Source organism: Martinezella sp. CNPSo 3890 (genome assembly GCF_057784455.1).
The window spans coordinates 215,112-240,727 of record NZ_JBXSOR010000007.1; the positions used below are offsets into that span (position 1 = coordinate 215,112).

A 25,616-nucleotide genomic window follows, 5' to 3' on the forward strand; every position below is an offset into this window, starting at 1 on the left:
AAATGAGGGCAAAAAACAGGACGCAACAATTCATCTCGTTGTAAAGGCTGAAGACATGTCTCGGGCTCAGTCTTTTACCGTGGCATCCTCAAGACGTTTGCGCAACATCAGCCGCAATTCGCCGGCGACGCGGCGATCCTCGGCAGCATCGGGCTCGGCGGCGACGGCGACGACGATGCGAAGCAGTTCGAGCACGATACCCGACATCAGCGCGATATCGTCCGATATCGGCGGCTGCGCCTGCTGCAGGATGCCGGCGATCAGCTCCTTCAGCTCTGCCCGTGAGCGCGCCTTGCGCTCCTTGGGAATATCACGGCGACTGGCCAGTACCGAAAACTCCGGATATTCCTCCATGAAAGCACCGAGCGCATCGAAGATCGCCTCGCCGCTATCGGCTGCGGAAAGGCCGATGCTCCGCTCTGCCATCCCTCGAAGCCCGGCCTTCAATCGCTCCAGGCGTTCGATATGCAGTGCTTCGGCAAGCAGGGGCTTGGTCGGGAAGAACTGATAGAGCGAGCCGATAGAGGAATTTGCCTCGGCCGCAATCTCCGTCATCGTTGCCGCCTCATAGCCCTTGCGCGCGAAAACCTTTGCGGCCGCCGCCAGCAGTATGACGACCCGATCATGGCCGCGCTGCCGCTTCGGCGTGCGCGTCTTCAATTCTTCACTTGATTTTTGTGAGGCCATCCTCATATTTCCATTGTGAGGATATCCTCATATTTTATGGAGCTACCGCCCGATGTCACTTTACGACCCCAAAACTACCGCTCTCATTTCTATCGACCTGCAAGGCCTCGTCCTGAGCCGGCCGCTCGCGCCCTACTCCGCCCAGCAGATCGTCACCAATACGGTCGCCATCGCAAACAAACTGAAGGCCGATGGCGGAACGACCGTTTTCGTGACGGTTGGATTTTCCGCAGACTATGCCGATGCTGTCAATCAGCCGACAGACGAAAGCTTTGCGCTTCCCCCAGGAGGTTTGCCGCCGGCCGCGCTCGAGGCTCCGGCCGAGATGGCAGCGCTGACGCCTGATGTCGCCATCGTCAAGCGCCAGTGGAGCGCCTTTTACGGCACGGAACTGGACCTGCAGCTTCGCCGTCGCGGCGTCAGGACGCTGATCCTGACCGGAGTCGCCACCAATTTCGGTGTCGAAGCAACCGTGCGCGATGCCTTCGCGGCAAACTACGCCGTCATTGTTGCCGAAGATGCGGTGACGACCTTCTCGCAGGACATGCAGGATTTCGCCTGCACGAAGGTCTTGCCGCGGCTGTCGCGTATCCGCAAGACGGCGGAAATCCTGGCGAACTGATCCATCCGAAGCAAAGGTCTATGCAAGCAAAGGCGGCCGACCGGTGCCCATCCGTGATTGGCGCGGATTCACTTCCATCCTGTTTCAGGATAGTCTCACGGCAAATCACTTCGGCTAATGCCGACCGCCTTTCAAGGATATGCATGGCTTCACTTCTGGCTCGCGCCTTTCGAACGATCGGCAAATTCTCTCTCGCCACCTCGATCGGGATGGGCCTTGTCGCCGGCGATGCGCTGGCACAGCAGGCCACCCCTTCCCCCGGCAGCGCCAAGGCTGTTTTCGGCGCGGTCACGCTGCCGACGCAGGGACCGCCGCAATCGATCGGCTTCTATGCCAAGGGCTGCCTTGCCGGCGCGGTCGCGCTGCCCGCGGACGGCCCGACATGGCAGGCGATGCGCCTATCGCGCAATCGTCGCTGGGGACGACCGGAGATGATCGGCCTGCTCGAGCGCCTATCGCGCGATGCTGCGAAGAATGACGGCTGGCCGGGTTTGCTTGTCGGCGATATCTCGCAGCCGCGCGGCGGCCCGATGATCAACGGCCATGCCTCGCATCAGATCGGTCTCGACGCCGACGTCTGGCTGACGCCGATGCCGCGGCGCAAGATGACGGTGGAAGAGCGTGAAGCCCTGCCTTTCACCACGATGCTCGCCAAGGACAAGTTCCTGACGATCAACGACAAGGTCTGGACACCGGCACATGCCCGCCTCTTGATGCGCGCGGCGAGCTATCCGGAGGTCGAGCGCATCTTCGTCAACCCGGCGATCAAGAAGAAGATGTGCGAGACATGGACGGGCGACCGCACCAACCTCGGCAAGCTGCGGCCGGAATACGGGCACGACTCGCATTTCCATATCCGTCTCCGCTGCCCCGCAGGCTCCGTCGGCTGCACAGGACAGGCGCCGGTCGCCTCCGGCGATGGCTGCGACAAGTCGCTCGCCTGGTGGTTCGGGCCTGAGCCTTGGGCCAAGCCGAAGCCCAGCGACAAGCCGCCCCAAAAGCCGCGCGAAGTCATGGTTGCCGATCTGCCCAAGGCCTGCCAGGCCGTATTGGCGGCACCTTCGATTGCTTCCGCACGCCCCGCCGCCTCCGGCGCCAAAGCTGCCGACGTTTCAGCGGAGACGGACGCAATGCCGGTTTCGGGCGATACGCCGCCCGGTCAGATTCCGCAGCAGTAAGTCCTGCACCGTCCTTGCCGGAGGCGTCTTTCAAAACGCGCCCCCTTGGTATAGAAGGCGGGTAAATCGATTGAAAACATCGAGCGGAGCAAGGATTTCATGGCCGGCAGCAAATGCATCGCATTGATCGCGCATGATCAGAAAAAAGATGCGATGGCAGAATTTGCGCGGCGTAACGAAGCCGCCCTTGCCGATTGGAACATCGTCGCCACGGGCACGACAGGCGGCCGCGTGCTGGATGCCTGCCCGGACCTCAAGGTCACCCGGCTGAAAAGCGGCCCGCTCGGTGGCGACCAGCAGATCGGCGCGCTCATCGCCACCGGCGAGATCGATATGCTCGTCTTCTTCATCGATCCCCTCACCCCCATGCCGCACGACGTCGACGTGAAGGCATTGACGCGGCTTGCCGTTCTCTACGACATTCCGATGGCGCTCAACGAATCCACTGCCGAGCGGCTGATCAAAACCCTGAACCATTAATCCGCCTTGCCGGCGGCAGACCACGGACCTGGCCATGCCCGAGCTCAATCACAGCGATGCCCCCCTGCCTTTCCCAATCCTGATCGGCGATATCGGCGGCACCAATGCGCGTTTCTCCATCCTCGTCGATGCGGACTCCGAACAGGAGCACTTCCCGGTCGTGCAGACGGCGAATTTCGCCACGATCGACGATGCGATCAAACTCGCCCTTGAAAACAGCAAGGTCCGGCCCCGCTCGGCAATTCTCGCCATGGCAGGCCCCGTGCAGGGGGACGAGATTCCGCTGACCAATTGCGACTGGGTGATCCGTCCGAAGACGATGATCGCCAATCTCGGCATCGAGGACGTGCTCGTCATCAACGACTTCGAGGCGCAGGCGCTCGCGATCGCCGAGATTTCTGACGAGCATCGCCAGACTATCGGCAAAGCATCCGGTAACATGGTTGCATCACGCGCCGTGCTCGGGCCAGGCACCGGGCTTGGCGTCGGCGCTCTGGTCCATACCCAGCATCAATGGGTGCCGGTACCGGGCGAAGGCGGGCATATCGATCTCGGGCCGCGCACGGAACGTGACCTGCAGATCTGGCCGCATCTGGAGCCGATCGAAGGCCGCATCTCGGCCGAGCAGGTGATCTGTGGCCGCGGCCTGCAGAACCTTTATCATGCGATCTGCGCGGCTGACGGCATCGAACCGAGCCTGAAGGAGCCGGCTGACATCACTAACCATGCGCTTGCCGGCACCAACAGGCAGGCCGAGGAGACGCTGACGCTGTTCGTCACCTATCTTGGCCGCGTCGCCGGCGATATCGCCATGATCTTCATGGCGCGCGGCGGCGTCTATCTCTCGGGTGGCATTCCGCAGAAGATCCTGCCGGCGCTGCAGAAGCCGGAATTTCGCGCCGCTTTCGAGGACAAGGCACCGCACACGGAACTGATGAAGACGATTCCGACCCATGTGGTCGTCAATCCGCTGGCAGCGCTTTCCGGCCTTGCGATCTATGCCCGCAAACCGACAAACTTTGGCCTTGCCACGGACGGCCGTCGCTGGCGGCGTTGATTGCTTGCCAAACAGCTCATGGTGCGCCGAAACATCCGATGCGCCATGCCTTTTTGAAGGGGTCGCCTTCCTCTATAATGGGCGTGGCTCCGTGATCGGCCTTAACCAGCGCGGCAAGGCATGTCTAGCCAAAGCCGTGCTAACTCTTTAATAGAGCCGCGAAAGCACGTGCCAGATGCGGCTCGCTTGGTTCAAGACAGGAAGCCGATTATTGAAATTGCCTGACCCGAAAAGCAAAAACGTCGACAGCGAAGCCATCACCGGCATGCTGAAGCGCATTATCGCCGAGAACGGCCGCGATCATATTCGCGGCTATGCCATCGCGATTACCTGCCTGATCCTCGTTGCGCTTTCGACTGCTTACATCGGCTATATCGTCAAATCTGTCATCGACAGCGCCTTCATCGCCCGCGATATCGTCGATGCCTGGAAAATCTGCTTCAGCATCTTCCTCGTTTTCGTGGTGCGCGGTTTTGCGGGATATTTCCAGTCAGTCATCCTGTCGAAGATCGGCAACAACATCATCGCCCGCTATCAGCGTCGCCTCTATTCGCATCTGATGACGCTGTCGGTCGGCTTTTTCAACGAAGCGCGCTCCGCGCAGCTCGCTGCCCGCATCAGCCAGAACGTCTCGGGCATCCGCGATGTCATGAACCTGACGATCACGTCGACGGCGCGCGACCTTCTGACCTTCGTCGCCCTGCTCTGCGTCATGGTCTTTCAGGATCCGGTGCTCAGCATTGCATTCGTCGTCATCGCGCCGCCGCTCTTCTTCGCGCTGCGCTATATTTCCAAGCGCCTGCGCGCAGCCACACGCGATGCGGTGGTCCTGAACAGCCATGTGCTCGGCGCGATGCAGGAGACCATTCAAGGCGTTTCCATCGTCAAGGCCTTTACGATGGAAGAGGAGCTCGAACGCAAGATCAACAAGCTGATCACCGCTGCAGAGCACCGGCAGAACCGCATCGCCCGCCTTTCAGAGCGCAACGGACCGCTGATCGAGACCGTCGCCGGTTTCGCGATCGCCAGCCTCTTTGCCTATGCCGCCTACCGGTCGATCTACGATAATGTCTCGCCGGGTGTGTTCTTCTCCTTCGCCACTTCGCTGCTGCTCGCTTATGACCCGGCGCGCCGCCTCGCCAAGCTGCAGGTGCAGCTGGAGCGCGCGGTCGTCAATGCGCGGATGATCTACGAGCTGCTGGACATGGAGCCGCGCCAGCGCGACCTGCCAGATGCCAAGCCGCTTAACGTGACCGAGGCCAGGATCGAGTTCCGCGACGTGCATTTCGCCTATGGTGATGAATCCGTCCTCTCAGGCGTCAATTTCACCGCAGAAGGCGGGCAGACGACCGCGCTCGTCGGCCCTTCCGGTGCCGGCAAATCCACCGTCATCAATCTCATCCCGCGCTTCTATGATCCGAAGGCCGGCAGCATCTTCATCGATGGGCAGGACATCGCGCATGTGACGAAACAGTCGCTGCGGGAACAGCTCGCCTATGTTTCGCAGCAGCCCTATCTCTTCGAAGGCACGATCCGCGACAATATCCGCTATGGCCGCCCGAATGCGACGGATGCCGAGATCGAGGAAGCGGCGCGCCTCGCCTATGCCCATGATTTCATCGAAGCGCAGCCGATGGGCTACGAGACGCCCGTCGGCGAAAACGGCGTAACGCTGTCCGGCGGCCAGCGCCAGCGCCTGTCGATCGCCCGCGCGCTGGTGCGCAATGCGCCGATCCTGCTTCTGGACGAAGCGACCTCGGCGCTCGACACGGAATCCGAAGCGGCCGTGCAGAAGGCGCTGGAAGAAGCGATGAGCGGCCGCACGGTCGTCGTCATCGCGCACCGCCTGTCGACGGTTGTCCGCGCCGAAAAGATCGTCGTCATGCAGAACGGCCGCGTTGTCGAAGAAGGCAACCACGAGACGCTTGCGACATCTGACAATGGCCTCTACGCTCGGCTCAACAACCTGCAGCTACCGGCGATTTCAAGCAATTCCCGCAAATAGACGATAGAGACGACATGAGCGACGATGCGATGAAGCTGGTGGTGGTGGGCGCGGCGGGCCGCATGGGACAGGCTCTCATCCGCATCATTCACGCCACCGACGGCGTAACCCTGCATGCAGCCGTCGCCCGCCCCGGCTCCGCCTTCATCGGCAAGGATGCCGGCGAGATCGCCGGACTGGGGCCGATCGGCGTTCCCGTCACCGACGATCCGCTTGCCGCTTTCCTGCATGCCGAAGGCGTCATCGATTTTACGACGCCGGCCACCAGCGTCACCTTTGCAGGGCTTGCCGCGCAGGCGCGCATCGTCCACGTCATCGGCACGACCGGCTGCTCGGATGAGGATGAGACCAAGTTCAAGGCCGCCGCGCGCCATGCCCGTGTCGTCAAATCGGGCAATATGGGCCTCGGCATCAATCTTTTGAGCGTGCTCGTCGAACAGGCCGCGCGGGCACTGCCTTCGAACGACTGGGACATCGAGGTGCTGGAGATGCATCATCGGCACAAGGTCGATGCGCCCTCAGGCACGGCACTCCTGCTTGGCCAGGCGGCGGCGAAGGGCCGCGGCATCGATCTTAATGACAATTCCGTGCGCGTGCGCGACGGCCATACCGGTCCGCGCTTGGCGGGCACGATCGGCTTTGCGACCCTGCGCGGCGGCGGCGTGGTCGGCGATCATTCGGTGATCTTCGCCAGCGAAAGCGAACGGCTGACGCTGTCGCACAATGCCGGCGACCGGTCGTTGTTTGCCCGCGGCGCGCTGCAGGCAGCACTCTGGGCGCGCGACAAGAAACCCGGCTTCTATTCCATGCTCGATGTTCTCGGGCTTTCTACACGTTGATCCGATCCTATTAGGGAGAAAATTATGAGCGGCACTCTCGTTCTCGTTCGCCACGGGCAGAGCGACTGGAATTTGAAGAATCTCTTTACCGGCTGGAAGGATCCCGATCTGACGGCGCTCGGCATCGAAGAGGCCAAGACCGGCGGCAAAGCTCTGGCCGATTACGGTATCAAGTACGACATCGCCTTCACCTCGGCGCTGACGCGCGCGCAGCATACGCTGAAGATCATCCTCGATGAAATCGGCCAGCCCGGCCTTGAAACGATCAAGGATCAGGCGCTGAACGAGCGCGACTACGGCGATCTCTCCGGCCTCAACAAGGATGACGCCCGCGCCAAGTGGGGCGAAGAGCAGGTTCACATCTGGCGCCGCTCCTACGACGTTCCGCCGCCCGGCGGAGAAAGCCTGCGCGACACCGGCGCCCGCGTCTGGCCCTATTATCTCACGGAAATCCTGCCGCGCGTACTTGCCGGCCAGAACGTGCTGGTGGCCGCCCACGGCAACTCGCTGCGCTCGCTCGTTATGGTTCTCGACCGCCTGAGCAAGGCACAGATCCTGGAGCTGAACCTCGCGACCGGTGTACCCATGGTCTACAAGCTCAAGGCCGATTCCACCGTCGCCTCGAAGGAAGTCCTCGGCGACATGTCCGGCGCGCATTGAGCGCAATCTATTTGGGCTAGAGAGCCCCCACCCTAGTCCTCTCCCCGCCTGCGGGGAGAGGGGACGACCCCTTCTGAAACCCGCGATCCTGATGGGATCGAGAGTGCGTCTTCCCTCAGCAGGCCACATGAGGGGTGGCAGCCTTAACGAGATGTGTTACATTGCAGTACGTACGTAACACATGGGCCGACATGACCGACGCGACATTTACCTTCCGAGTTGAAGAAGAGTTGAAGGCGGCTTTCAGCGAGGCTGCGAAAGCGCATGATCAAACCGGTGCGCAGTTGCTCCGGGCTTTCATGCGCGATTATGTGCGGCGCCAGCAAGATGCCGCCGAATATGACATTTGGTTTCGCCAGCAGGTTCAGGCCGGTCTTGCTTCCGCCAATGCCGGCAACCTCATTCCCGACGACGACGTGGACGCTGAATTTGCCGCCTTGCGAGAAGAAACACGCCGCAAACTCAGCGGGCGTTCTTCGTGAAACTTGCTTGGACTCCCGAAGCAAGGGCTGACCGACGCGCAATCTATACCTACATCGAAGCCGAGAATGCCACCGCCGCACTCGCGCTGGACGAACTCTTCGCCAAACGGTCGAAACAGCTCATTACTCATCCAATGACGGGCCGACCCGGCCGCGTGTCCGGGACACGCGAGCTCGTCGTGCACAGAAACTATCTGCTGGTTTATGATCTTGCTGATGAAACGGTGCGCATAATCCGCATCCTGCGTGCCGCACAGCAATGGCCGCCAAACGATTTTCAGCCGATTCCCTAGTGCGGCATCAATTCTCAACGGTGAAGCGCACTCTATCGGCGGCGAAGCGGGAAATCGAATATTGCACCGGGACATTATCGAGATCCGCATTGAGCGCCTGGGCGACGAGAACGATGGCGCCCGGGGATAATTGCAGATCGGTGAGGTCGCCCTCGTCGGCATGTGTCGCGGTGATCTCGGTGACGACACGGACGTAATCCGGCACACCAAGCTCCTTGAATGCCTTGGTGATCGATCCGGTCGTCCGATAGATCTCGGCGATATCGCCGAAACGATCCGCCGGGAACCAGCTTGTTGCGCGCGATACCGGACGATGATCCGCCTGGCCCAGCGTTTCCAGCCGGATCAACGGCGTACCTGCCTTGAGCTTGAGCTGTTTGGCCAATTCGGCGCTGGCAGCTTCTTCGCCCGATGCAAGCAGCACGCTGCGGGTCTCACGTACCTGGTCGCCGATCCCTTGCGAAAATCGCGTGCGCCTTGAAATCGGGAAGCTCAGTCGCTCCTTGCGCTCGATCAGCGTGCCGCGCCCCTGCACGGCGCGGACGATCCCCTCCTGCGCCAGTGCTGCGAGCGCACTTCTGATCGTGTGCCTGTTGACGCCGAACTGCAGCGCCAGCACCGTTTCCGGCGGCACCATGCCCGTCTCGTCGAAATCGCCGTGATTGATTGACGTGCGAATGCGATCGGCAATCTGCCGCCAGAGCGCCACGCCCGTCTGCCTCTGTATCTTCTGCCCTGCCATCTCGCCCACTCGCCCTGTCACACGCTTGTCACGACTCACTAATAAATATAAAACTATCTTGTATAGTTGTCTATATCAATAGACATTTAGAGGAAGGCACGATGAATTCAGCACAGAGGCAGGAAGCTGCGGCACAAGAGCGTCGGGAACGCAAGCGCGTCGCCGATCTCTTGGCGCAGGCAGAACGCGACGAGCTAGAGGCTGCCTGGGAGGCATTGCCGAGCAAGCCGACGGTGCAGGCGGTACGCGGCCCCGAGACAGGGCTCGTCATGGTGCGCGGCCGCATCGGCGGCGGCGGCTCCCCCTTCAACCTCGGTGAAGTCACGGTGACGCGCGCTACCGTCCGGCTGGCATCCAACACAATCGGGCACGCTCACGCGCTCGGCACGGATCGGGAAAAGGCCCGGCTTTCGGCCATCTTCGATGCACTCTGGCAACAGTCGGCTACGAAGGATTTCGTCGAAAAGGCTCTTCTGCAGCCGGTTACCGAGCGTATCGCCGAATATGACCGCAAGCGCGCCGAAGAGACGGCGGCAACCCGCGTCGATTTCTTCACCATGGTTCGCGGAGAAGATTGATGAGCCTTTCCAGCACTCCGACCTTCGGCAACGAGGCCCTGACCGGCGGTTTCACCGATCCGGTCTTCGACGCGCAAAGCGTCTTCAAGATGACGATGGATGCCATGGCACGTCCAGGCACCCTGCAGACCGTTGAGGCTGACGTCGCGCCGCCCGCTCCGCTCGGTGTTGCCGCAGGCGCCATCGGCCTCACCCTTTGCGATCACGACACGCCTGTCTGGCTCTCCAACAGCCTAGCAAGATCAAGCCTGGCGGAATGGCTGGCCTTCCACACCGGAGCGCCCGTCATTTCGGAACGGCTGGAAGCGCAGTTCGCCTTCATCGAAGCCGGCATGGCGCTTTCCTCTTTCAGCCAGTTCGGCATCGGCACCCAGGAATATCCCGATCGGTCGACAACCATCGTGCTGGAGATCCAGAGCCTGGAGGGCGGAAAGCAACTGGCGCTTTCAGGCCCCGGCATCAAGGATGTGACCATGATCGCCCCGGTCGGGCTGCCGGATACGCTGCTGCGTATCTGGAACGACAATCGCGCGCTCTTCCCGCGCGGCGTCGATCTCATCCTGACGGCGGGCCGGCAATTCCTCTGCCTGCCGCGCACCACCAAGATCACCGCGACGGAGTTGTGACATATGTATGTTGCCGTTAAGGGCGGCGAAGCCGCCATCGCCAATGCTCACCGGCTGCTGGCCGACCGTCGCCGCGGCGACCGTTCGCTGCCGGCCGTCGGCATCGACCAGATCGTGGCGCAGCTCGCACTCGCGGTCGATCGCGTCATGGCCGAGGCCTCGCTTTATGACCGTACGCTGGCCGCACTTGCCGTTCGCCAGGCGCGCGGCGACATGATCGAAGCGATCTTCCTGCTCAGAGCCTACCGCACCACGCTGCCGCGCTTCGGTTATTCCCAGCCGCTTGACACTTCAGCGATGAAGATCGAGCGCCGCATTTCCGCGACCTACAAGGATTTGCCGGGCGGTCAGCTTCTCGGCCCAACCTTCGACTACACGCACCGCCTGCTCGACCCCAGCCTTTTGACAGATGAGCCGGTGGATGAGCCGATGCAGCGGCCGGCCGAGGACGGCCGCGTGATACGCGTCTCGGAAATTCTCGGCCAGGAAGGACTGATCGAAGACGATGGCACCATGCCTGTCGATCATGAGATCGGCGACCTGACGCGCGAGCCGCTGGAATTCCCGATGACCCGGGACCTTCGCCTGCAGGCGCTCGCCCGCGGCGACGAAGGCTTCCTGCTGGCACTCGGCTATTCGACCCAGCGCGGCTATGGCCGCACCCACCCCTTCACCGGCGAAATCCGCATCGGCGAAGTAGAGGTCGAATTTGAGGTGCCGGAACTCGGCTTTGCCGTTTCGCTCGGCCGCATCCAGGTAACGGAATGCCAGATGGTCAACCAGTTTAAAGGTTCGGCCAAGGCACCGCCGCAGTTCACCCGCGGCTACGGCCTCGTCTTTGGCCAAAGCGAGCGCAAGGCGATGGCGATGTCGCTGGTGGACCGGGCGCTGCGGGCAGAGGAACTCGGCGAAGACATCGTTGCGCCAGCTCAGGACGAGGAATTCGTCATTTCCCACTCCGACAATGTGCAGGCGACTGGCTTCGTCGAACATCTGAAGCTGCCGCATTATGTCGACTTCCAGGCCGAGCTCGACCTGGTGCGGCGCATGCGCCGCGACTTCGAGGCCGCTCGCGATCGCGGCATGGAACCCATGACGGAGGCAGCCGAATGACCGAACTCGCCACCTACAACTTCGCCTATCTCGACGAGCAAACCAAGCGGATGATCCGCCGTGCCATCCTGAAGGCGATCGCCATTCCCGGCTATCAGGTGCCTTTCGCCTCCCGCGAAATGCCGATGCCTTACGGCTGGGGCACTGGCGGCGTACAGCTGACGGCGGCGATCATCGGCCCGCAGGATGTGCTGAAGGTCATCGACCAGGGGGCCGACGACACGACGAACGCCGTCTCCATCCGCGCCTTCTTCCAGAAGGTCGCCAATGTCGCTGTCACCACCCGCACGGAAGAGGCGACCATCATCCAGACGCGCCACCGCATTCCGGAAGCCAAACTCGGGCCGAACCAGGTGCTCGTCTATCAGGTGCCGATCCCGGAGCCGTTGCGCTTCCTGGAGCCTCGCGAGACCGAGACGCGCAAGATGCATGCGCTTGAGGAATATGGCCTCATGCATGTGAAGCTCTATGAGGATATCGCCCGCAACGGACGCATTGCCACCACCTACGCCTATCCGGTCAAGGTCGCCGGCCGCTACGTGATGGACCCATCGCCGACGCCGAAGTTCGACAATCCGAAAATGCACCTCTCGGATGCGCTGCAGCTCTTCGGCGCCGGCCGCGAGAAGCGCATCTATGCCGTGCCGCCCTATACCGAAGTGGTCAGCCTGGATTTCGAGGATCATCCCTTCGAAGTGCAGCGCTTCGACAAGCCTTGCGCTCTCTGCGGCGCCGAGCAGGTCTATCTTGACGAGGTGATCCTCGACGACAAGGGCGGCCGCATGTTCGTCTGCTCCGATACCGATTTCTGCGAGGATCGCCGCGCCCACGGCCATGCCGGGCCTATGCTGGCGTCAAATGGGCTCGCATCCAAGGAGGCTGCCGAATGAGTGACTCACCCCTTCTCAAGGTCAAGGACGTCTCGAAATTCTACGGCAGCCGCATCGGTTGCCGCGATGTGTCCTTCGAGCTCTGGCCCGGCGAAGTGCTCGCCATCGTCGGCGAATCCGGCTCCGGCAAGACGACGCTGCTCAACTGCATCTCCACCCGGCTGCTGCCGACGACGGGCAGTGTCGAATACCACATGCGCGACGAGACCTATCGCGATCTTTTCCGTATGAACGAGGCCGAGCGCCGCTTTCTGATGCGCACCGACTGGGGCTTCGTGCATCAGAACCCGGCCGATGGCCTGCGCATGACGGTCTCGGCCGGCGCCAATGTCGGCGAGCGGCTGATGGCGATCGGCAACCGCCACTATGGCAACATCCGCAACACCGCCATCGACTGGCTGGAGCGGGTCGAGATCGATGCCGACCGTATCGACGACCAGCCCCGCGCCTTCTCCGGCGGCATGCGCCAGCGCCTGCAGATCGCCCGCAACCTGGTGACCGGACCTCGCCTCGTCTTCATGGATGAGCCGACCGGCGGTCTTGACGTCTCGGTGCAGGCCCGCCTGCTCGATCTGGTCCGCGGCCTCGTCAACGATCTCGGCCTCTCCGCCATCATCGTAACCCACGATCTCGCGGTCGCCCGTCTCCTGTCGCATCGCATCATGGTGATGAAGGACGGCCAGGTGATCGAGCACGGTCTCACCGACCGCGTGCTCGACGATCCGCGCGAACCCTATACGCAACTGCTGGTCTCTTCGATCCTGCAGGTCTGAGGAAGAAACATGGCAACCCCACTCGTCGTTTCCGAAGTCTTCAAAAGCTTCACCATGCATCTGCGCGACGGCATTCGCCTGCCTGTTGTCGCCGATGTCTCCTTTTCCGTCGCTTCGGGCGAATGCGTCGTGCTCGGCGGCCCGTCGGGTATCGGCAAGAGCTCGCTCTTGAAAATGATCTATGGCAATTATGCCGTCGACAGCGGCCAGATCCTTGTCACGCACAAGGGCAGGATCGTCGATCTTGCGACAGCCGATCCGCGTACCGTGCTCGACGTCCGCCGCCAGACCATGGGCTATGTCAGCCAGTTCCTGCGCACCGTGCCGCGTGTTGCTGCCATCGACGTCGTCGCCGAGCCGCTGCTCGCTCGCGGTGTGAGCGTGACCGATGCCCGCGACAGGGCAGCGGAACTGCTCGCACGGCTGAACCTGCCCAGGGAACTCTGGCAGCTGCCGCCCGCCACCTTTTCCGGCGGCGAGCAGCAGCGCGTCAACATCGCCCGCGGCTTCATCACCGATCACGCCATCCTGCTGCTGGACGAGCCCACAGCGTCGCTCGACGCCCGTAACCGGGCCGTCGTCGTCGACATGATCGAGCAGAAGAAGGAGGCCGGCGTCGCCCTTCTCGGCATCTTCCATGACGAGGAAGTGCGCGAAGCCGTCGGCAGCCGCATTCTCGATGTCTCGCAGTTCTCGCCGCGGAAGGCCGCCGCATGAGCCGCAAATTGGGCGAACCACCCTTCATCAGCCCCTCGGCCAGCGTCAACAATTCGACGCTCGGCCGCTATACCGAAGTCTCCGACCGCTGCCGCATCGATGAAGTCGAGATCGGCGACTATTCCTATATCATGCAGGACGGTGCGGTCTGGTGCGCGACGATCGGCAAGTTCGTGAACATTGCCGCCGCCGTGCGCATCAATGCCACCAACCATCCGACATGGCGCGCGACCCTGCACCACTTCACCTATCGCGCCGCCGACTACTGGCCGGATGCCGATATGGAGACGGATTTCTTCACCTGGCGGCGCGACCACCGGGTTGTGATCGGCCATGACGTCTGGATCGGGCATGGTGCGACCGTGCTGCCCGGCGTGACAGTCGGCAATGGTGCCGTCATCGGAGCCGGCGCCGTCGTTTCCAAGGACGTTGCTCCCTACACCATCGTCGGCGGTGTGCCGGCCAAGCTGATCCGCGAGCGTTTCACGTCCGAGGTCGGCGCGCGCATGGACAAGCTTTCATGGTGGGATTGGGATCACGATCGCCTGCGCACAGCGCTTGCGGATTTCCGCGCCCTTTCGGCGGAGGAATTTCTGGATCGCTACGAAGCCTGAGAACGGTTTCCACCCTCATCGGACTTGCAAGGCGCTGACAAGCGATCCAGCTTAGCCGGTCCTTTCAATGCGGGATCGAGAGGAGTTTTCATGGCAAAGCAGTTTTCCAGCATCGACGATCGGCTGCGCGATTTCATCGCGCGGCAACACATCTTCTTCACGGCATCCGCAACATCGGATTCCCGTGTCAATGTTTCGCCCCGCGAGACACAGTGCCTGCGCATCATCTCTCCGAACACCGCCATCTATCTCGACCGCACCGGCAGTGGCAACGAGACCGCTGCGCATATGAAGGCCGACGGACGGCTGACGATCATGTTCTGCGCCGTCGAAGGGCCGCCGATGATCTTGCGCCTCTATGGCCGCGGCCGGATCATCCATCGATCGACACCCGAATATCGCGAATTGCTGCACGATCACTATGAGGGCGAAGAACCGCTCGGCGCACGGCAGATCGTATGGCTGGACTTCGATCTCGTACAAACGTCCTGTGGTTTCGGCGTACCGCTCTTCAGCTATGAAGGCGAACGGCCGAGCCTGGACCAATGGGCGAAAGCCAAGGGTCCCGACGGCATCGAGGAATACCGGCGCGAGAAGAACAGCTTCAGCATAGACGGTCTGCCGACCGGCATGTTTGACGGCTAAACTTAAAGGAAAGCTCTCAGCCGGCTAATCTTGCAAAATCGCCGGGAATTGTAACAGCAGTTACACAAAACTGACATTGGAGCTTCATGAAGCGGGACTAATCGGTTGCCTTGTGGTTGGCGCCAGCCCCCTCGAAACTCCTTTCGAGACAGGGGCACGCGCCCGTTCTTAGCACCGGTACCGCTGAAATTTCTGCAGCCCGGGAGCCGCGAAAGGGAAGCACTATGTTCGAACTCAGGAATGTCTCACGCCGGTTTGGTAACAAGCTCGCCGTCGATTCCGTGACTTTGGACATACCGCAGGGACAGATGGTCGGCGTCATCGGCCGTTCGGGCGCCGGCAAGTCCACCTTGCTGCGCATGATCAACCGCCTGGCCGATCCGAGCTCCGGTTCCATCCATTTCGCCGGCACCGAAGTCTCCAAGCTGACCGGTCGTGCACTGCGCAGCTGGCAGCGCGATTGCGCCATGATCTTCCAGCAGTTCAATCTGGTGCCGCGCCTCGACGTGCTCACCAACGTCATGCTCGGCCGCCTCAACCATCGTTCGACGATGCTGAGTCTCCTTTCGGTCTTCACCCGCGAGGAGCGCATCGAGGCGATTGCGGCGCTGGAGCGCCTCGGCATCGAGCAGACGGCACTGCAGATGGCGGGCACGCTTTCCGGCGGCCAGCAGCAACGTGTTGCCATCGCCCGTGCCCTGATGCAGCAGCCGAAGATGATGCTGGCCGACGAGCCGATCGCCTCGCTCGATCCGCTGAACGCCAAGATCGTCATGGATGCGCTGCGCGATATCAATGAGCGTGAAGGCATCACCGTCATCACCAATCTGCATACGCTGGATACGGCGCGCAACTATTGCGAACGCATCGTCGGCATGGCGGCCGGCAAGGTGGTGTTCGACGGCAAGCCGACCGATCTGACGGCAGCGGCCGTCAAGGAAATCTACGGCACCGACAAGGACGGCGCCGGCATCGACGAGACCATGACGTCGACATCGATCAACATTGCCGATCCGGCCGTGCAAGCCGCGGCGACTGAATCTGCCGGCCCGCAACCGCTGGCACTGGCCGGTCTCTGAGAGGGACGGCCGGGATCGAAGGCCCGCGTCAAGGGCGCATTTCTTCTATCAGACCGAAGACATCCGGGGACACCGGTTAATCAGGAGACGAACCCATGTTGAAGAAAGCACTCTTTGCCGCTACGGCGCTTGTTGCGCTCGCAGTCGGCGCTGCTGCCAACGCAGCAGACCTCAAGGAATTGCGCATCGGTATTCTCGGCGGCGAAAACGAAGCCGACCGCCTGCGCAACTATGCCTGCCTTTCCGACCACCTGAAGAAGGAATTCGGTTTCGAGAAGGTTTCGCTGTTCCCGGCCGCCGATTATAACGGCGTTATCCAGGGCCTGCTCGGCGGCACGCTCGACTTCGCCGAACTCGGCGCTTCCGGCTACGCAGCCGTCGCCATCAAGGACCCGAAGGCCGTTACCCCGATCCTGACGACGCAACAGACCGACGGTTCGACCGGCTACTACTCGATCGGCCTCGCTCTCAAGTCCTCCGGCATCAAGACGATTATGGACGCCAAGGGTAAGAAGCTCGGCTACGCCGACCCGGACTCCACCTCGGGCTACCTCGTTCCGCTGACGCAGATTCCGAAGACCACCGGCATGCCGAACGACAAGTTCTTCGGCTCGACCCAGTTTAACGGCGGCCATGAGAACAACCTGCTCGCCGCCTACGACGGCAAGGTCGATGTTGCTGTCGACGACTCCTCGGGCGTTGGCGATTTCAAGGACGGCTTCACCTCCGGTACCTTCCGCAAGGAAGTCGACAAGGGCGCCGTAGATCCGAACAAGCTCGTCGAAGTCTGGCGTTCGCCGCTGATCCCGAACGGCCCGCTCGTCGTTCGCAACGCTCTCGGCACCGAATGGCAGACGAAGCTGACGGACTTCTTCATGAAGCTTCCGACGGCTGACGCCAAGTGCTTCAACGCCATCGAAGGCGGCGACTTCAAGGGCTACGTCAAGGTTACTCCGGACTTCTACAACGCCGTCATCGACGTTCGTAAGGCTGCCATCGGCGGCTGATCCGCATTCCTATAATTGGGCGGCCGGCAACGGCCGCCCTTTTGCTATTCACACCCCTTTGCGATTCACAAGGGCAGGATTTCATGACGATCGCCGATACGCACCCGAACATGCAGAGCGCGCCACAGAGCGCCAAGGAGATCGGCGACGCCTGGAGCAAGATGGTGGCCAAGCGCCGCTTCTACACCGGCATCGGTCTCGTGATCCTGCTCGTCGCCTTCGTCAGCTCGGTGCGCTTCGCCGACGAAAACAACGCCGGGCATTTCTTTGACCGCCTGCCGCATCTCTTCGATTTCCTGAGCTGGCTCATTCCGAAGGACTGGGCCGACGTCTACCGCGCGCTCTTCGACCTGCCGAGCCCGAACGGGGCCAATGGCGCCGGCGGCGAGGAATTCAATTTCCCGCTCGGCCGCGTCTATGTCTGGGGCGATTTCTACATCCCCGAATATTTCGAGCTGATGATCATTACGATCAACGTGGCATTGGTATCGACCATCATCGGCTTCGTCTTTGCCGTGCCCTTGAGCTTCTTTGCCGCACGCAACATGTCGCCGTCCCATCCGATCCGGCTGGTGACGAAGCGCATCATGGAACTTCTGCGCGCCTTTCCGGAAATCGTCATCGCCGGCCTGTTTTCGGCGATCCTGTCGATCGGCCCGATCGCCGCGATCATCGCCGTCGGCCTGCATACGATCGGCGCGCTTGGCAAGCTCTTCTACGAAGTGGTCGAGAATATCGACATGAAGCCTGACGAGGGCATGCGTGCCGTCGGCGCGAGCTGGAGCGAGCGCGTGCGCTTTGCCGCCCTGCCGCAAGTGCTGCCGAACTTCATGTCCTACGCGCTGCTGCGTCTGGAGATCAACGTTCGCGCCTCAACCATCATCGGCGCCGTCGGCGGCGGCGGCATCGGCGAAGAGCTCAAACTTGCGATTTCACGCGGTTTCGGCGCCAAGACATTGGCGCTGGTGCTGCTTCTCTTCCTGACGATCATCGCCGTCGACCAGTTTTCCGCATGGCTCCGCCGCCGCCTCGTCGGCGAGCATGCCTTCCTTTTGCAGCATTGAGGTTATCCATGTCTGTCATCGACGCCGGCCGCATGCAGGAAATCGAAGCGCGTTACCCGGAAGTTCTTCACCGGTCCTTCCGCCAGCGCTTCGGCGCGCTGATGATCTTCATCGGCGTCATCCTCTACGGCATCTATGCCGTATGGTTCTTCGACCTGCCGAAGGTCATTTCGGAAGCGCATTGGGAGCGGGTCGGCATCTATCTCAGCGAATGGGTGAGCTATGACGTGCAGCCGGAATTCCGCATCTCCGGCGACAAGATCAGCATCAAATATCCGCGCTTTTCGCCCCTGGGCGATAATCCGAACCCGGACTGGGTGAAGACCAACCCCGATGGCAGCATGACCGTTTCTGTCAGCGGCACAAGCCGCACGGTAACCGTTACCAAGACGCAGGCCATCGTGACCGCGCATGGCATCACGATTCCGATCGATATTGCCGGCGATGTGCCGAAAATCGTCGGTTCCGAGCCCGTTCCAAGCTGGATGACTGTCTATGACGACAATATTCTCGTCAATCTCGGCTTTGCAGGCGACGCCAGCATTTCCACCGACCGCGTGAAGATCCGCAAACGGTTCATCGGCTGGGCCAACTTCGTCTTCGATACGCATTCGCCCTTCTTCGACAAGCCGGCGAGCGAAGTCATCAGCCTGATCGTTTCGGGGCCGCGGCTCGATCCTGCTCAGTCCAATCTCTCGCTGGCCTTCGACAATATCTGGAACAATGGCGCATGGCAGCATGGCGACGTCTGGACCAAGCTGTTCCAGACCATCGTCATGGCCTTCCTCGGCACGCTGCTGGGCTCGCTCGCGGCCTTCCCACTCGCCTTCCTGGCGGCTCGCAACATCACGCCGAGCCGACTCGTCAACCAGATCCTCAAGCGCTTCTTCGATTTCCTGCGTTCGGTCGACATGCTGATCTGGGCGCTGTTCCTGACGCGCGCCTTCGGCCCCGGCCCGCTCGCGGGCAGCGGCGCGATCTTCCTCACCGAGACGGGCACGCTTGGCAAGCTCTATTCCGAGGGCCTCGAGAACATCGACAACAAGCCGCGCGAAGGCGTGAAATCCACCGGTTCGCCGACCATTCTCGTGCATCGCTACGGGATCATGCCGCAGATCGTGCCCGTCATCGTCAGCCAGACGCTCTACCAGTGGGAATCGAACGTGCGCGGCGCGACCATCATCGGCGCCGTCGGCGCGGGCGGCATCGGCCTCAAACTTTGGGAAGCAATGCGCACCAATGCCAACTGGGAAAACGTCGCCTATATGGTGCTGCTGATCCTCATCGTTGTCTTCCTGTTCGACGCCGCATCCAACGCCCTGCGCTCTCGGCTGATGGGCACGCGAACGAAATAAAAAAGAACGGGAAAAAATCGTTCCGCATCATCATTCTGTCACGGGAATCCGATAGCGCAGGCCGGCAAGACCGCAGCGGCCAAGCTGGCTTTAGCCGGATTCGAACCGTTGCTGCCTTGCTGCTCTTGCGGTTTGTCGCAAATCACCCAACAGTGTCTCGCGCAGCCGATTTTTCCAAGGAATGCAGCCTTGCGCTATGCTCTCTATTTCACGCCGCCCAAAGACGATCCGTTGACATCTCTCGCTGCCCGCTGGCTGGGCCGCGATGCATTTTCGAATGAGATTTTTTCAGACAAGGCCATGGCGCCGCTGCCGGAAGGTCATGCCGAGCTGACGGCCGATCCGCGCCGCTACGGCTTCCATGCCACGCTGAAGGCGCCGTTCGAGCTAGCCGCTTCTGTGACCGAGCGCGATCTCCTCGAAGTCGCCGCCGAATTCGCCTCGCAAACCAAGGCTTTCACCATTCCGGAGCTGGTGCTTGGCCAGCTCGGCCATTTCTTTGCGCTCGTTCCCGGTTCCGTTTACCAGCCGCTGCAGGATTTCGCCTCGCGCGTCGTCAAGACCTTCGAGCCATTCCGCGCGCCGCTGTCGGATCACGATATCGCGCGACGCAAGCCGGAAGGCCTGACCGAGCCGCAGCGCGCCAATCTGCTGCGCTGGGGCTATCCTTACGTCAACGACGAATTCCGCTTCCACATGACGCTGACGGGACGCGTACCTTCCGAGCGTCAGCCCGAATTGCAGGCAATCCTCGCCGAGCGCTTCGCCGAACATACCGGCAAGCCGCTCGATATCTCCGGCCTCGCCGTCTTCGTCGAAGAAGAGCGTAGTGCTCCCTTTACCGTCCGTTCCTGGCTGCCGCTTGCCGGCGCCTAATATGAAAGAGCCGATATGACCAAAGAAACCGTCCTTTCCAACGCCCGCATCGTCCTCGAAGACAAGATCGTCGAAGGTTCCGTGCTGATTCGCGACGGTCGCATTGCCGCCATTTCCGAGGGCAAGTCCGATATCGGCGAAGATTTCGAGGGCGATTTTCTGATCCCTGGTCTGGTCGAGCTGCATACCGACCATCTCGAGGCGCACTATTCTCCGCGCCCGGGCGTGCGGTGGAATAAGACGGCGGCGATCCAGGCGCATGATGCCCAGATCGTCACCTCGGGCATCACGACCGTGTTCGACTGCCTACGCATGGGCTCGGACGAGGACGGCGGTTTCGAAAAGGGCGAGATGCGTGATATGGCCGATGCCATCCAGGCCGCCCAAAGCGAAGATCGCCTGCGCGCCGATCACCTGATCCATCTGCGCTGCGAAGTCTCCTCCGACAACGTGCTCGACCACTTCCAGGATTTCGAGAAGGACCCTTACGTGCGTCTGGTCTCGCTGATGGACCATGCACCGGGTCAGCGCCAGTTCCAGACCATGGATCAGTATATCTTCTACTATCAGAAGAAGCGCGGGCTCAGCGACGAGGCCTTTGCCAAGTTCGTCGCCAAGCGCCAGGAGGAATCGGCCAAGTATGCTACGCCGCATCGCGACGCGATCTCCAAGGTCTGCGCCGATCGCGGCATCACCGTTGCCAGCCATGACGACGCGACGCTTGCCCATGTCGACGAAGCCATCAACTACGGCGTTCGCCTCGCCGAATTCCCGACCAGTATCGATGCCGCCAAGGCTTCGCACGGCGCCGGCATGAGCGTGCTGATGGGCGCGCCGAACATCGTCCGCGGCAAGTCGCATTCGGGCAATATCGCCGCCCGCGATCTGGCCGAACTCGGCGTCCTTGACGTGCTGTCTTCCGACTATGTGCCACTCAGCCTGCTGCATGCACCCTTCATCTTGGCTGATGAGGTTGAGGGCATTTCGCTGCCGCAGGCGATTGCCATGGTGACGGCGACGCCGGCAAAGACGGTCAGTCTCAATGACCGCGGCCGCATTGCCGAAGGGCTGCGGGCGGATCTCGTGCGCGTTCGCCGCGATCACGGCGTGCCGGTCACGCGCTCCGTCTGGCGAGAAGGGCGGCGGGTCGCATGAGCCCGGAAACCAAGATCAAGCCGGCTAACCTCGGCCTGACGGATGCGACAGCAGGCACGCTGGCCGTCGTTGTCGGGCCGAGCGGCGCCGGCAAGGATACACTGATGAATCTGGCCGCCCGGCATTTTGCCGGCCGGTCTGACGTGCATTTCGTCCGCCGCGTCATCACGCGGGACGGCGATGCCGGCAATGAAGACCACAGAAGCGTTTCCGAAGCTGACTTCGATGGAATGGAGCAAGCCGGCGCCTTTGCCGTTTCCTGGGAGGCGCATGGGCTGAAATACGGCATTCCGGCTGAAGTCACCGATGAACTCGCTCGCGGCAATCTGGTCATCGCCAATGGCTCGCGCTCGGCGCTTCACCGCTTCCAGGCCGCATTTCCGCGGCTGAAGGTCATCAACATCACGGCGTCCCGCGAAGTGCTGGCCGAACGACTGATGGCGCGCGGACGCGAGAGCCGCGAAGATGTGCTGAAGCGTCTGGAGAGAAGCGCACTGACCGTTCAGGGCAGCTACGACGTCGCCGATATCGACAATAGCGGCACGCTCGAAGAGGCCGAACGCGCCATTATTTCCGTCCTGGAAACGCTGGTCCGCAAATAGTCTGATGGCGACAATCGAAGATCATTCGACCCGCCACACATCCTCATAACCCTGATCGTCGATGATGAACCGCGTTCCGACCGGAAGCCGGAGGTATTTGACTACGCCAGGCAACAGCTCGCTTAGGTGGGCTGTGTGAACAGGCTGGTAAAAGTCTTCGGCGTCGGAATATTCACCGCAATAGAAGAACCAGCTGACGGTTCCGCCCTTCGGCATGGCCTGCCGCACGCCATAATCGGCATGCGGCCTATCGTCGATAAGGCGACGGCCACCATGTCTTCCGGCTCGGATTCCGGTTTGACCGGTTCCAGATCGCTTCCGCTCAGTGCGCCTCATCCCAATTGTGGGCGGCGCGCGCATCGACCTTCAGCGGCACGGCCATATCAACCGCCGGCATGGCAGCGTTTTCCATGACCGAGACAATGATCGGCGTGGTGCGCTCGACATCGGCATCCTCGACTTCGAAGATCAGTTCGTCGTGCACCTGCAAGAGCATGCGGACGCGATCGCCCAAGCCGGCCGAAGCTAGCGCCGGCTCCATCTTGATCATGGCGCGGCGGATGACATCAGCCGCCGAACCCTGGATCGGCGCGTTGATCGAGGCGCGTTCGTTAAAGGCGCGGACGGAGGGGTTGGAGGAGCGAATTTCCGGGAAATGGATGCGGCGGCCGAAAATCGTCTCGACATAGCCCTTGTCGCGAGCGGCCTGCTTGGTGCCTTCCATGTAATCGCGGATGCCGGGGAAGCGCTCGAAATACCTCTTGATGTAGTCACCGGCTTCCGAGCGCTCGATCGACAGCTGGTTGGCGAGACCGAAGGCGGAGATGCCGTAGATGATGCCGAAGTTGATCGCCTTGGCGCGGCGGCGCACCTCGCTCGGCATGCCATCCACAGGCACGCCGAACATTTCAGAGGCCGTCATGGCGTGAATATCGATGCCGTCCTCAAAGGCCTGCTTGAGCTGCGGGATGTTGGCGACATGCGCCAGGACGCGCAGTTCGATCTGGCTGTAGTCGGCGGAGACGAGCTTATGGCCCGGCGTCGAAATGAAGGCTGTGCGGATCTTGCGGCCTTCTGCCGTGCGCACCGGAATATTCTGCAGGTTCGGCTCGGAGGACGACAGGCGCCCTGTCGTGGTGGAGGCCAGCGAATAGGAGGTGTGAACGCGCTTCGTCTCGGGATGGACGTAGCTCGGCAGCGCATCCGTATAGGTGGACTTGAGCTTGGTGAGCTGACGCCAGTCGACGATCTTGCGCGGCAGCTCGAAACCGGCCGCGGCCAGATCTTCCAGCACCTGCGCCGAGGTGGACCATTGCCCGGTCTTGGTCTTGCTGCCGCCAGCCAATCCCATCTTGCCGAAAAGGATATCGCCGAGCTGCTTCGGGGAGCCGATATTGAAGCGCTCGCCAGCAAGATTGTAGATCTCGTCCTCGAGAGCGGCAGCACCCTGCGCCAGCTCGCCGGAAAGGCGCGAGAGTATCTGCCGGTCGATGGTGATGCCGCGCTCTTCCATGTGGGCAAGCACCGGCACCAGAGGCCGCTCCAACCGCTCGTAGACGACTGAGAGTTTTTCTGCCGCCAGTCGTGGTTTCAAGACCAGCCAGAGACGCAGCGTCACATCGGCATCCTCAGCGGCATAGGCTGTGGCGCGGTCGATATCGACGAGGTCGAAGGTGACATTGGACTTGCCGCTGCCGGCCACATCCTTGTAGGCAATCGGCTTGTGGCCGAGCCAGCGCTCGGAAAGGCTGTCCATGCCATGCGTGGCGTTGGCGCCGCCGTCGAGCACATAGGAGAGCAGCATCGTGTCATCGAACGATTTCATCTCGATGCCGTAACGCTTCATCAGAAGATAGTCGTATTTCAGGTTCTGCGCGATCTTCAGGATGGAGGCATCCTCCAGCAGATCCTTCAGGCGCGGCAGTGCATCGCGAAGCGGAATCTGGTTTTCCGCCAGGCCGCCGCCGAGCAGATCGCCGACACCGGTCTTGTGACCGAGCGGAACATAGGCGGCGCGGATGGAAGCGCCAGTCGGATCATCGCGATTATCGGCGATCGCCAGCGAGAAGCCGACGATTTCGGCCTGCATCGCATCGAGCGACATCGTTTCCGTATCGAAGGCGACGATGCCGGTTTCGCGCGCATCCGCGATCCATCGGTCGAGCGTGGCGAGATCGCGGATGGTCACATATTTCGAATGATCGATCGGCGCGCTCGCGAAACTTGCGGCGCGCGCCTTGGCGAGATCCTCCGGCGCAGTGGTGCCATCCAAAGCCAGACGCGCCTTGGCCGATGGCGCCGGGACCGATGCCCCTTCGGCTTCGACAACGCTGCCGGCGACGAGATCGACATTCTCGCCGACATCGAGATCGGGCCCATGAGCGCCCTCGCCCCATTCGATCTTGACGATGGAGGGCTCGATTGCCGCCGCATCGCAGTCGCAGGCCTCCGCCACGCGCCGCGTCAGGGTCGTGAATTCCATTGCCTTCAGGAAACCGATCAGCTTCGGGCCGTCCTGCGGATCGAGCACCAGCGCATCGAGCGCAAGTTCCAGCGGCACGTCGGTCCTCAGCGTCACCAGCTGCCGCGAAATGCGCGCGAGTTCAGCATTGGCGATGATGTTTTCGCGGCGCTTCTGCTGCTTGATCTCGCCGGCGCGGGCGAGCAGGGAATCGAGATCGCCGAATTCTTCCAGAAGCTGCGCCGCCGTCTTCGGGCCGATGCCGGGGATGCCGGGGACATTGTCGACGGAGTCGCCGGTCATGGCCTGCAGGTCGATCATCTTGTCGGGTGGCACGCCCCATTTTTCGATGACATCGGGAATGCCGATCTGCTTGTCCTTCATGCTGTCATACATGTGGACCATGGGTGTGACGAGCTGCATCAGATCCTTGTCGGACGAGATGATCGTCACGTCGGCGCCGGCTGCCTCCGCCTGACGGGCATAGGTGGCGATGATGTCGTCGGCCTCGAAGCCGTCAGTCTCGATGCAGGGCAGATTGAAGGCGCGGGTCGCCTCACGGATGAGGCCGAATTGCGGGATCAGCTCTTCCGGCGGCGCCGAGCGATTGGCCTTGTATTCCGGGAAGATGTCCTTGCGGAAGGTCTTCGACGAATAGTCGAAGATGACGGCGAAATGGGTCGGCGTCACCCCGACGGAGGTATCGCGCGCCGAAGTCAAAAGCTTCCACAGCATGTTGCAGAAACCCGAGACGGCGCCGACGGGCAATCCGTCCGACTTGCGCGTCAGCGGCGGCAGGGCGTGAAAGGCCCGGAATATGAAACCGGAGCCGTCGACGAGGAAGAGATGATCACCTTTTTTCATGGAAGCATGGATAGCGTGACGTACCTCCAACGTCCATATAAACTTCAGTTTTGCAGGCTAGAGCGCTTCCGCTTTTCTTCAAATCGCGCAAACGCTTTATCTTTTGTTTTTACGCAATTCCGGACGGAAAACCGCGATACACTTTTCCTGGA

28 protein-coding genes are annotated in these 25,616 nt (G+C 61.6%); 24 read left to right on the top strand and 4 right to left on the bottom strand.

From position 1 onward, the window contains the following. Window positions 1–66: 66 nt before the first annotated feature. Window positions 67–687 (bottom strand): TetR/AcrR family transcriptional regulator, encoded by a 621-nt coding sequence (locus AC13RC_RS18695; protein ID WP_488558078.1) that lies wholly within the window; start codon window positions 685–687, stop codon window positions 67–69. Window positions 688–739: 52 nt separating this feature from the next. Between AC13RC_RS18695 and AC13RC_RS18700 the strand changes: the two genes are divergently transcribed. From AC13RC_RS18700 to AC13RC_RS18740, 9 genes are all read left to right on the top strand, one after another. Then, complete coding sequence (locus AC13RC_RS18700) at window positions 740–1,309, top strand: isochorismatase family protein (RefSeq protein ID WP_113351492.1); 570 nt, start codon at window positions 740–742, stop codon at window positions 1,307–1,309. Window positions 1,310–1,452: 143 nt separating this feature from the next. Next, window positions 1,453–2,487, top strand: coding sequence for a penicillin-insensitive murein endopeptidase (gene mepA / locus AC13RC_RS18705; RefSeq protein WP_113351493.1), 1,035 nt, complete (start codon window positions 1,453–1,455; stop codon window positions 2,485–2,487). Between the two features lie 99 nt (window positions 2,488–2,586). After that, complete coding sequence (locus tag AC13RC_RS18710; RefSeq protein ID WP_113330590.1) at window positions 2,587–2,967, top strand: methylglyoxal synthase; 381 nt, start codon at window positions 2,587–2,589, stop codon at window positions 2,965–2,967. A 34-nt stretch (window positions 2,968–3,001) separates the two neighbouring features. After that, on the top strand, window positions 3,002–4,024 hold the full coding sequence (locus AC13RC_RS18715; RefSeq protein ID WP_113330589.1) for a glucokinase: 1,023 nt from the start codon (window positions 3,002–3,004) through the stop codon (window positions 4,022–4,024). Window positions 4,025–4,289: 265 nt separating this feature from the next. After that, on the top strand, window positions 4,290–6,029 hold the full coding sequence (locus AC13RC_RS18720) for an ABC transporter ATP-binding protein (RefSeq protein WP_488558091.1): 1,740 nt from the start codon (window positions 4,290–4,292) through the stop codon (window positions 6,027–6,029). A gap of 14 nt (window positions 6,030–6,043) precedes the next feature. Further along, on the top strand, window positions 6,044–6,868 hold the full coding sequence (gene dapB / locus AC13RC_RS18725) for a 4-hydroxy-tetrahydrodipicolinate reductase (RefSeq protein ID WP_113351495.1): 825 nt from the start codon (window positions 6,044–6,046) through the stop codon (window positions 6,866–6,868). Window positions 6,869–6,892: 24 nt separating this feature from the next. Beyond that, entirely contained in the window at window positions 6,893–7,528 is a 636-nt protein-coding gene (locus AC13RC_RS18730) for a 2,3-bisphosphoglycerate-dependent phosphoglycerate mutase (protein ID WP_112341831.1), read from the top strand. A 191-nt stretch (window positions 7,529–7,719) separates the two neighbouring features. Beyond that, window positions 7,720–8,010 (top strand): CopG family ribbon-helix-helix protein, encoded by a 291-nt coding sequence (locus AC13RC_RS18735; protein WP_113351496.1) that lies wholly within the window; start codon window positions 7,720–7,722, stop codon window positions 8,008–8,010. After that, window positions 8,007–8,303: a type II toxin-antitoxin system RelE/ParE family toxin gene (locus tag AC13RC_RS18740; RefSeq protein ID WP_113351497.1), complete on the top strand. Its 297-nt coding sequence runs from the start codon at window positions 8,007–8,009 to the stop codon at window positions 8,301–8,303. The genes AC13RC_RS18735 and AC13RC_RS18740 overlap by 4 nt, the downstream gene beginning before the upstream one ends. 7 nt (window positions 8,304–8,310) lie before the next feature. Here AC13RC_RS18740 and phnF read toward each other — a convergent pair whose 3' ends face one another. Next, window positions 8,311–9,045 (bottom strand): phosphonate metabolism transcriptional regulator PhnF, encoded by a 735-nt coding sequence (gene phnF / locus AC13RC_RS18745; RefSeq protein ID WP_183812545.1) that lies wholly within the window; start codon window positions 9,043–9,045, stop codon window positions 8,311–8,313. A 101-nt stretch (window positions 9,046–9,146) separates the two neighbouring features. Between phnF and phnG the strand changes: the two genes are divergently transcribed. From phnG to phnN, 15 genes are all read left to right on the top strand, one after another. Beyond that, window positions 9,147–9,623, top strand: a complete 477-nt coding sequence (gene phnG / locus AC13RC_RS18750) for a phosphonate C-P lyase system protein PhnG (RefSeq protein ID WP_113351499.1) — start codon at window positions 9,147–9,149, stop codon at window positions 9,621–9,623. Continuing rightward, on the top strand, window positions 9,623–10,249 hold the full coding sequence (gene phnH / locus AC13RC_RS18755; protein ID WP_488558079.1) for a phosphonate C-P lyase system protein PhnH: 627 nt from the start codon (window positions 9,623–9,625) through the stop codon (window positions 10,247–10,249). Before phnG ends, phnH begins: the two co-directional genes overlap by 1 nt. 3 nt (window positions 10,250–10,252) lie before the next feature. After that, on the top strand, window positions 10,253–11,362 hold the full coding sequence (locus AC13RC_RS18760; protein WP_488558080.1) for a carbon-phosphorus lyase complex subunit: 1,110 nt from the start codon (window positions 10,253–10,255) through the stop codon (window positions 11,360–11,362). Continuing rightward, a complete protein-coding gene (locus AC13RC_RS18765) occupies window positions 11,359–12,252 on the top strand; it encodes an alpha-D-ribose 1-methylphosphonate 5-phosphate C-P-lyase PhnJ (RefSeq protein WP_459457057.1) in 894 nt (297 codons plus the stop codon). Before AC13RC_RS18760 ends, AC13RC_RS18765 begins: the two co-directional genes overlap by 4 nt. Then, window positions 12,249–13,025 carry a phosphonate C-P lyase system protein PhnK gene (phnK, locus tag AC13RC_RS18770; RefSeq protein WP_113351502.1) on the top strand — a complete coding sequence of 259 codons (777 nt, stop codon included), beginning with the start codon at window positions 12,249–12,251 and terminating at the stop codon, window positions 13,023–13,025. Before AC13RC_RS18765 ends, phnK begins: the two co-directional genes overlap by 4 nt. Before the next feature lie 9 nt (window positions 13,026–13,034). After that, window positions 13,035–13,742 (top strand): phosphonate C-P lyase system protein PhnL, encoded by a 708-nt coding sequence (phnL, locus tag AC13RC_RS18775; RefSeq protein WP_113333859.1) that lies wholly within the window; start codon window positions 13,035–13,037, stop codon window positions 13,740–13,742. Beyond that, entirely contained in the window at window positions 13,739–14,356 is a 618-nt protein-coding gene (locus AC13RC_RS18780) for a DapH/DapD/GlmU-related protein (protein WP_113351503.1), read from the top strand. Before phnL ends, AC13RC_RS18780 begins: the two co-directional genes overlap by 4 nt. Before the next feature lie 90 nt (window positions 14,357–14,446). Then, window positions 14,447–15,001: a pyridoxamine 5'-phosphate oxidase family protein gene (locus AC13RC_RS18785; protein ID WP_113351504.1), complete on the top strand. Its 555-nt coding sequence runs from the start codon at window positions 14,447–14,449 to the stop codon at window positions 14,999–15,001. Window positions 15,002–15,225: 224 nt separating this feature from the next. Then, a complete protein-coding gene (gene phnC / locus AC13RC_RS18790; protein WP_113351505.1) occupies window positions 15,226–16,080 on the top strand; it encodes a phosphonate ABC transporter ATP-binding protein in 855 nt (284 codons plus the stop codon). A 95-nt stretch (window positions 16,081–16,175) separates the two neighbouring features. After that, the gene (phnD, locus tag AC13RC_RS18795; protein WP_113351506.1) at window positions 16,176–17,087 is read left to right on the top strand and encodes a phosphonate ABC transporter substrate-binding protein; all 912 of its coding nucleotides are present in this window, start codon (window positions 16,176–16,178) and stop codon (window positions 17,085–17,087) included. 83 nt (window positions 17,088–17,170) lie between these two features. After that, window positions 17,171–18,151: a phosphonate ABC transporter, permease protein PhnE gene (phnE, locus tag AC13RC_RS18800; RefSeq protein WP_113351507.1), complete on the top strand. Its 981-nt coding sequence runs from the start codon at window positions 17,171–17,173 to the stop codon at window positions 18,149–18,151. Between the two features lie 8 nt (window positions 18,152–18,159). Continuing rightward, entirely contained in the window at window positions 18,160–19,506 is a 1,347-nt protein-coding gene (phnE, locus tag AC13RC_RS18805) for a phosphonate ABC transporter, permease protein PhnE (protein WP_113333864.1), read from the top strand. Between the two features lie 189 nt (window positions 19,507–19,695). After that, a complete protein-coding gene (locus tag AC13RC_RS18810) occupies window positions 19,696–20,382 on the top strand; it encodes a DUF1045 domain-containing protein (RefSeq protein WP_113351508.1) in 687 nt (228 codons plus the stop codon). Window positions 20,383–20,397: 15 nt separating this feature from the next. Continuing rightward, window positions 20,398–21,537, top strand: coding sequence for an alpha-D-ribose 1-methylphosphonate 5-triphosphate diphosphatase (locus AC13RC_RS18815; RefSeq protein WP_113351509.1), 1,140 nt, complete (start codon window positions 20,398–20,400; stop codon window positions 21,535–21,537). Next, the gene (gene phnN, locus AC13RC_RS18820) at window positions 21,534–22,139 is read left to right on the top strand and encodes a phosphonate metabolism protein/1,5-bisphosphokinase (PRPP-forming) PhnN (protein ID WP_113351510.1); all 606 of its coding nucleotides are present in this window, start codon (window positions 21,534–21,536) and stop codon (window positions 22,137–22,139) included. Before AC13RC_RS18815 ends, phnN begins: the two co-directional genes overlap by 4 nt. A gap of 21 nt (window positions 22,140–22,160) precedes the next feature. Here phnN and AC13RC_RS18825 read toward each other — a convergent pair whose 3' ends face one another. Together AC13RC_RS18825 and polA are read right to left on the bottom strand one after the other, a co-directional pair. Beyond that, complete coding sequence (locus tag AC13RC_RS18825; RefSeq protein ID WP_442966481.1) at window positions 22,161–22,499, bottom strand: immunity protein Imm33 domain-containing protein; 339 nt, start codon at window positions 22,497–22,499, stop codon at window positions 22,161–22,163. After that, complete coding sequence (polA, locus tag AC13RC_RS18830; protein ID WP_113395912.1) at window positions 22,462–25,464, bottom strand: DNA polymerase I; 3,003 nt, start codon at window positions 25,462–25,464, stop codon at window positions 22,462–22,464. The genes AC13RC_RS18825 and polA overlap by 38 nt, the downstream gene beginning before the upstream one ends. Between the last annotated feature and the right edge of the window lie 152 nt (window positions 25,465–25,616).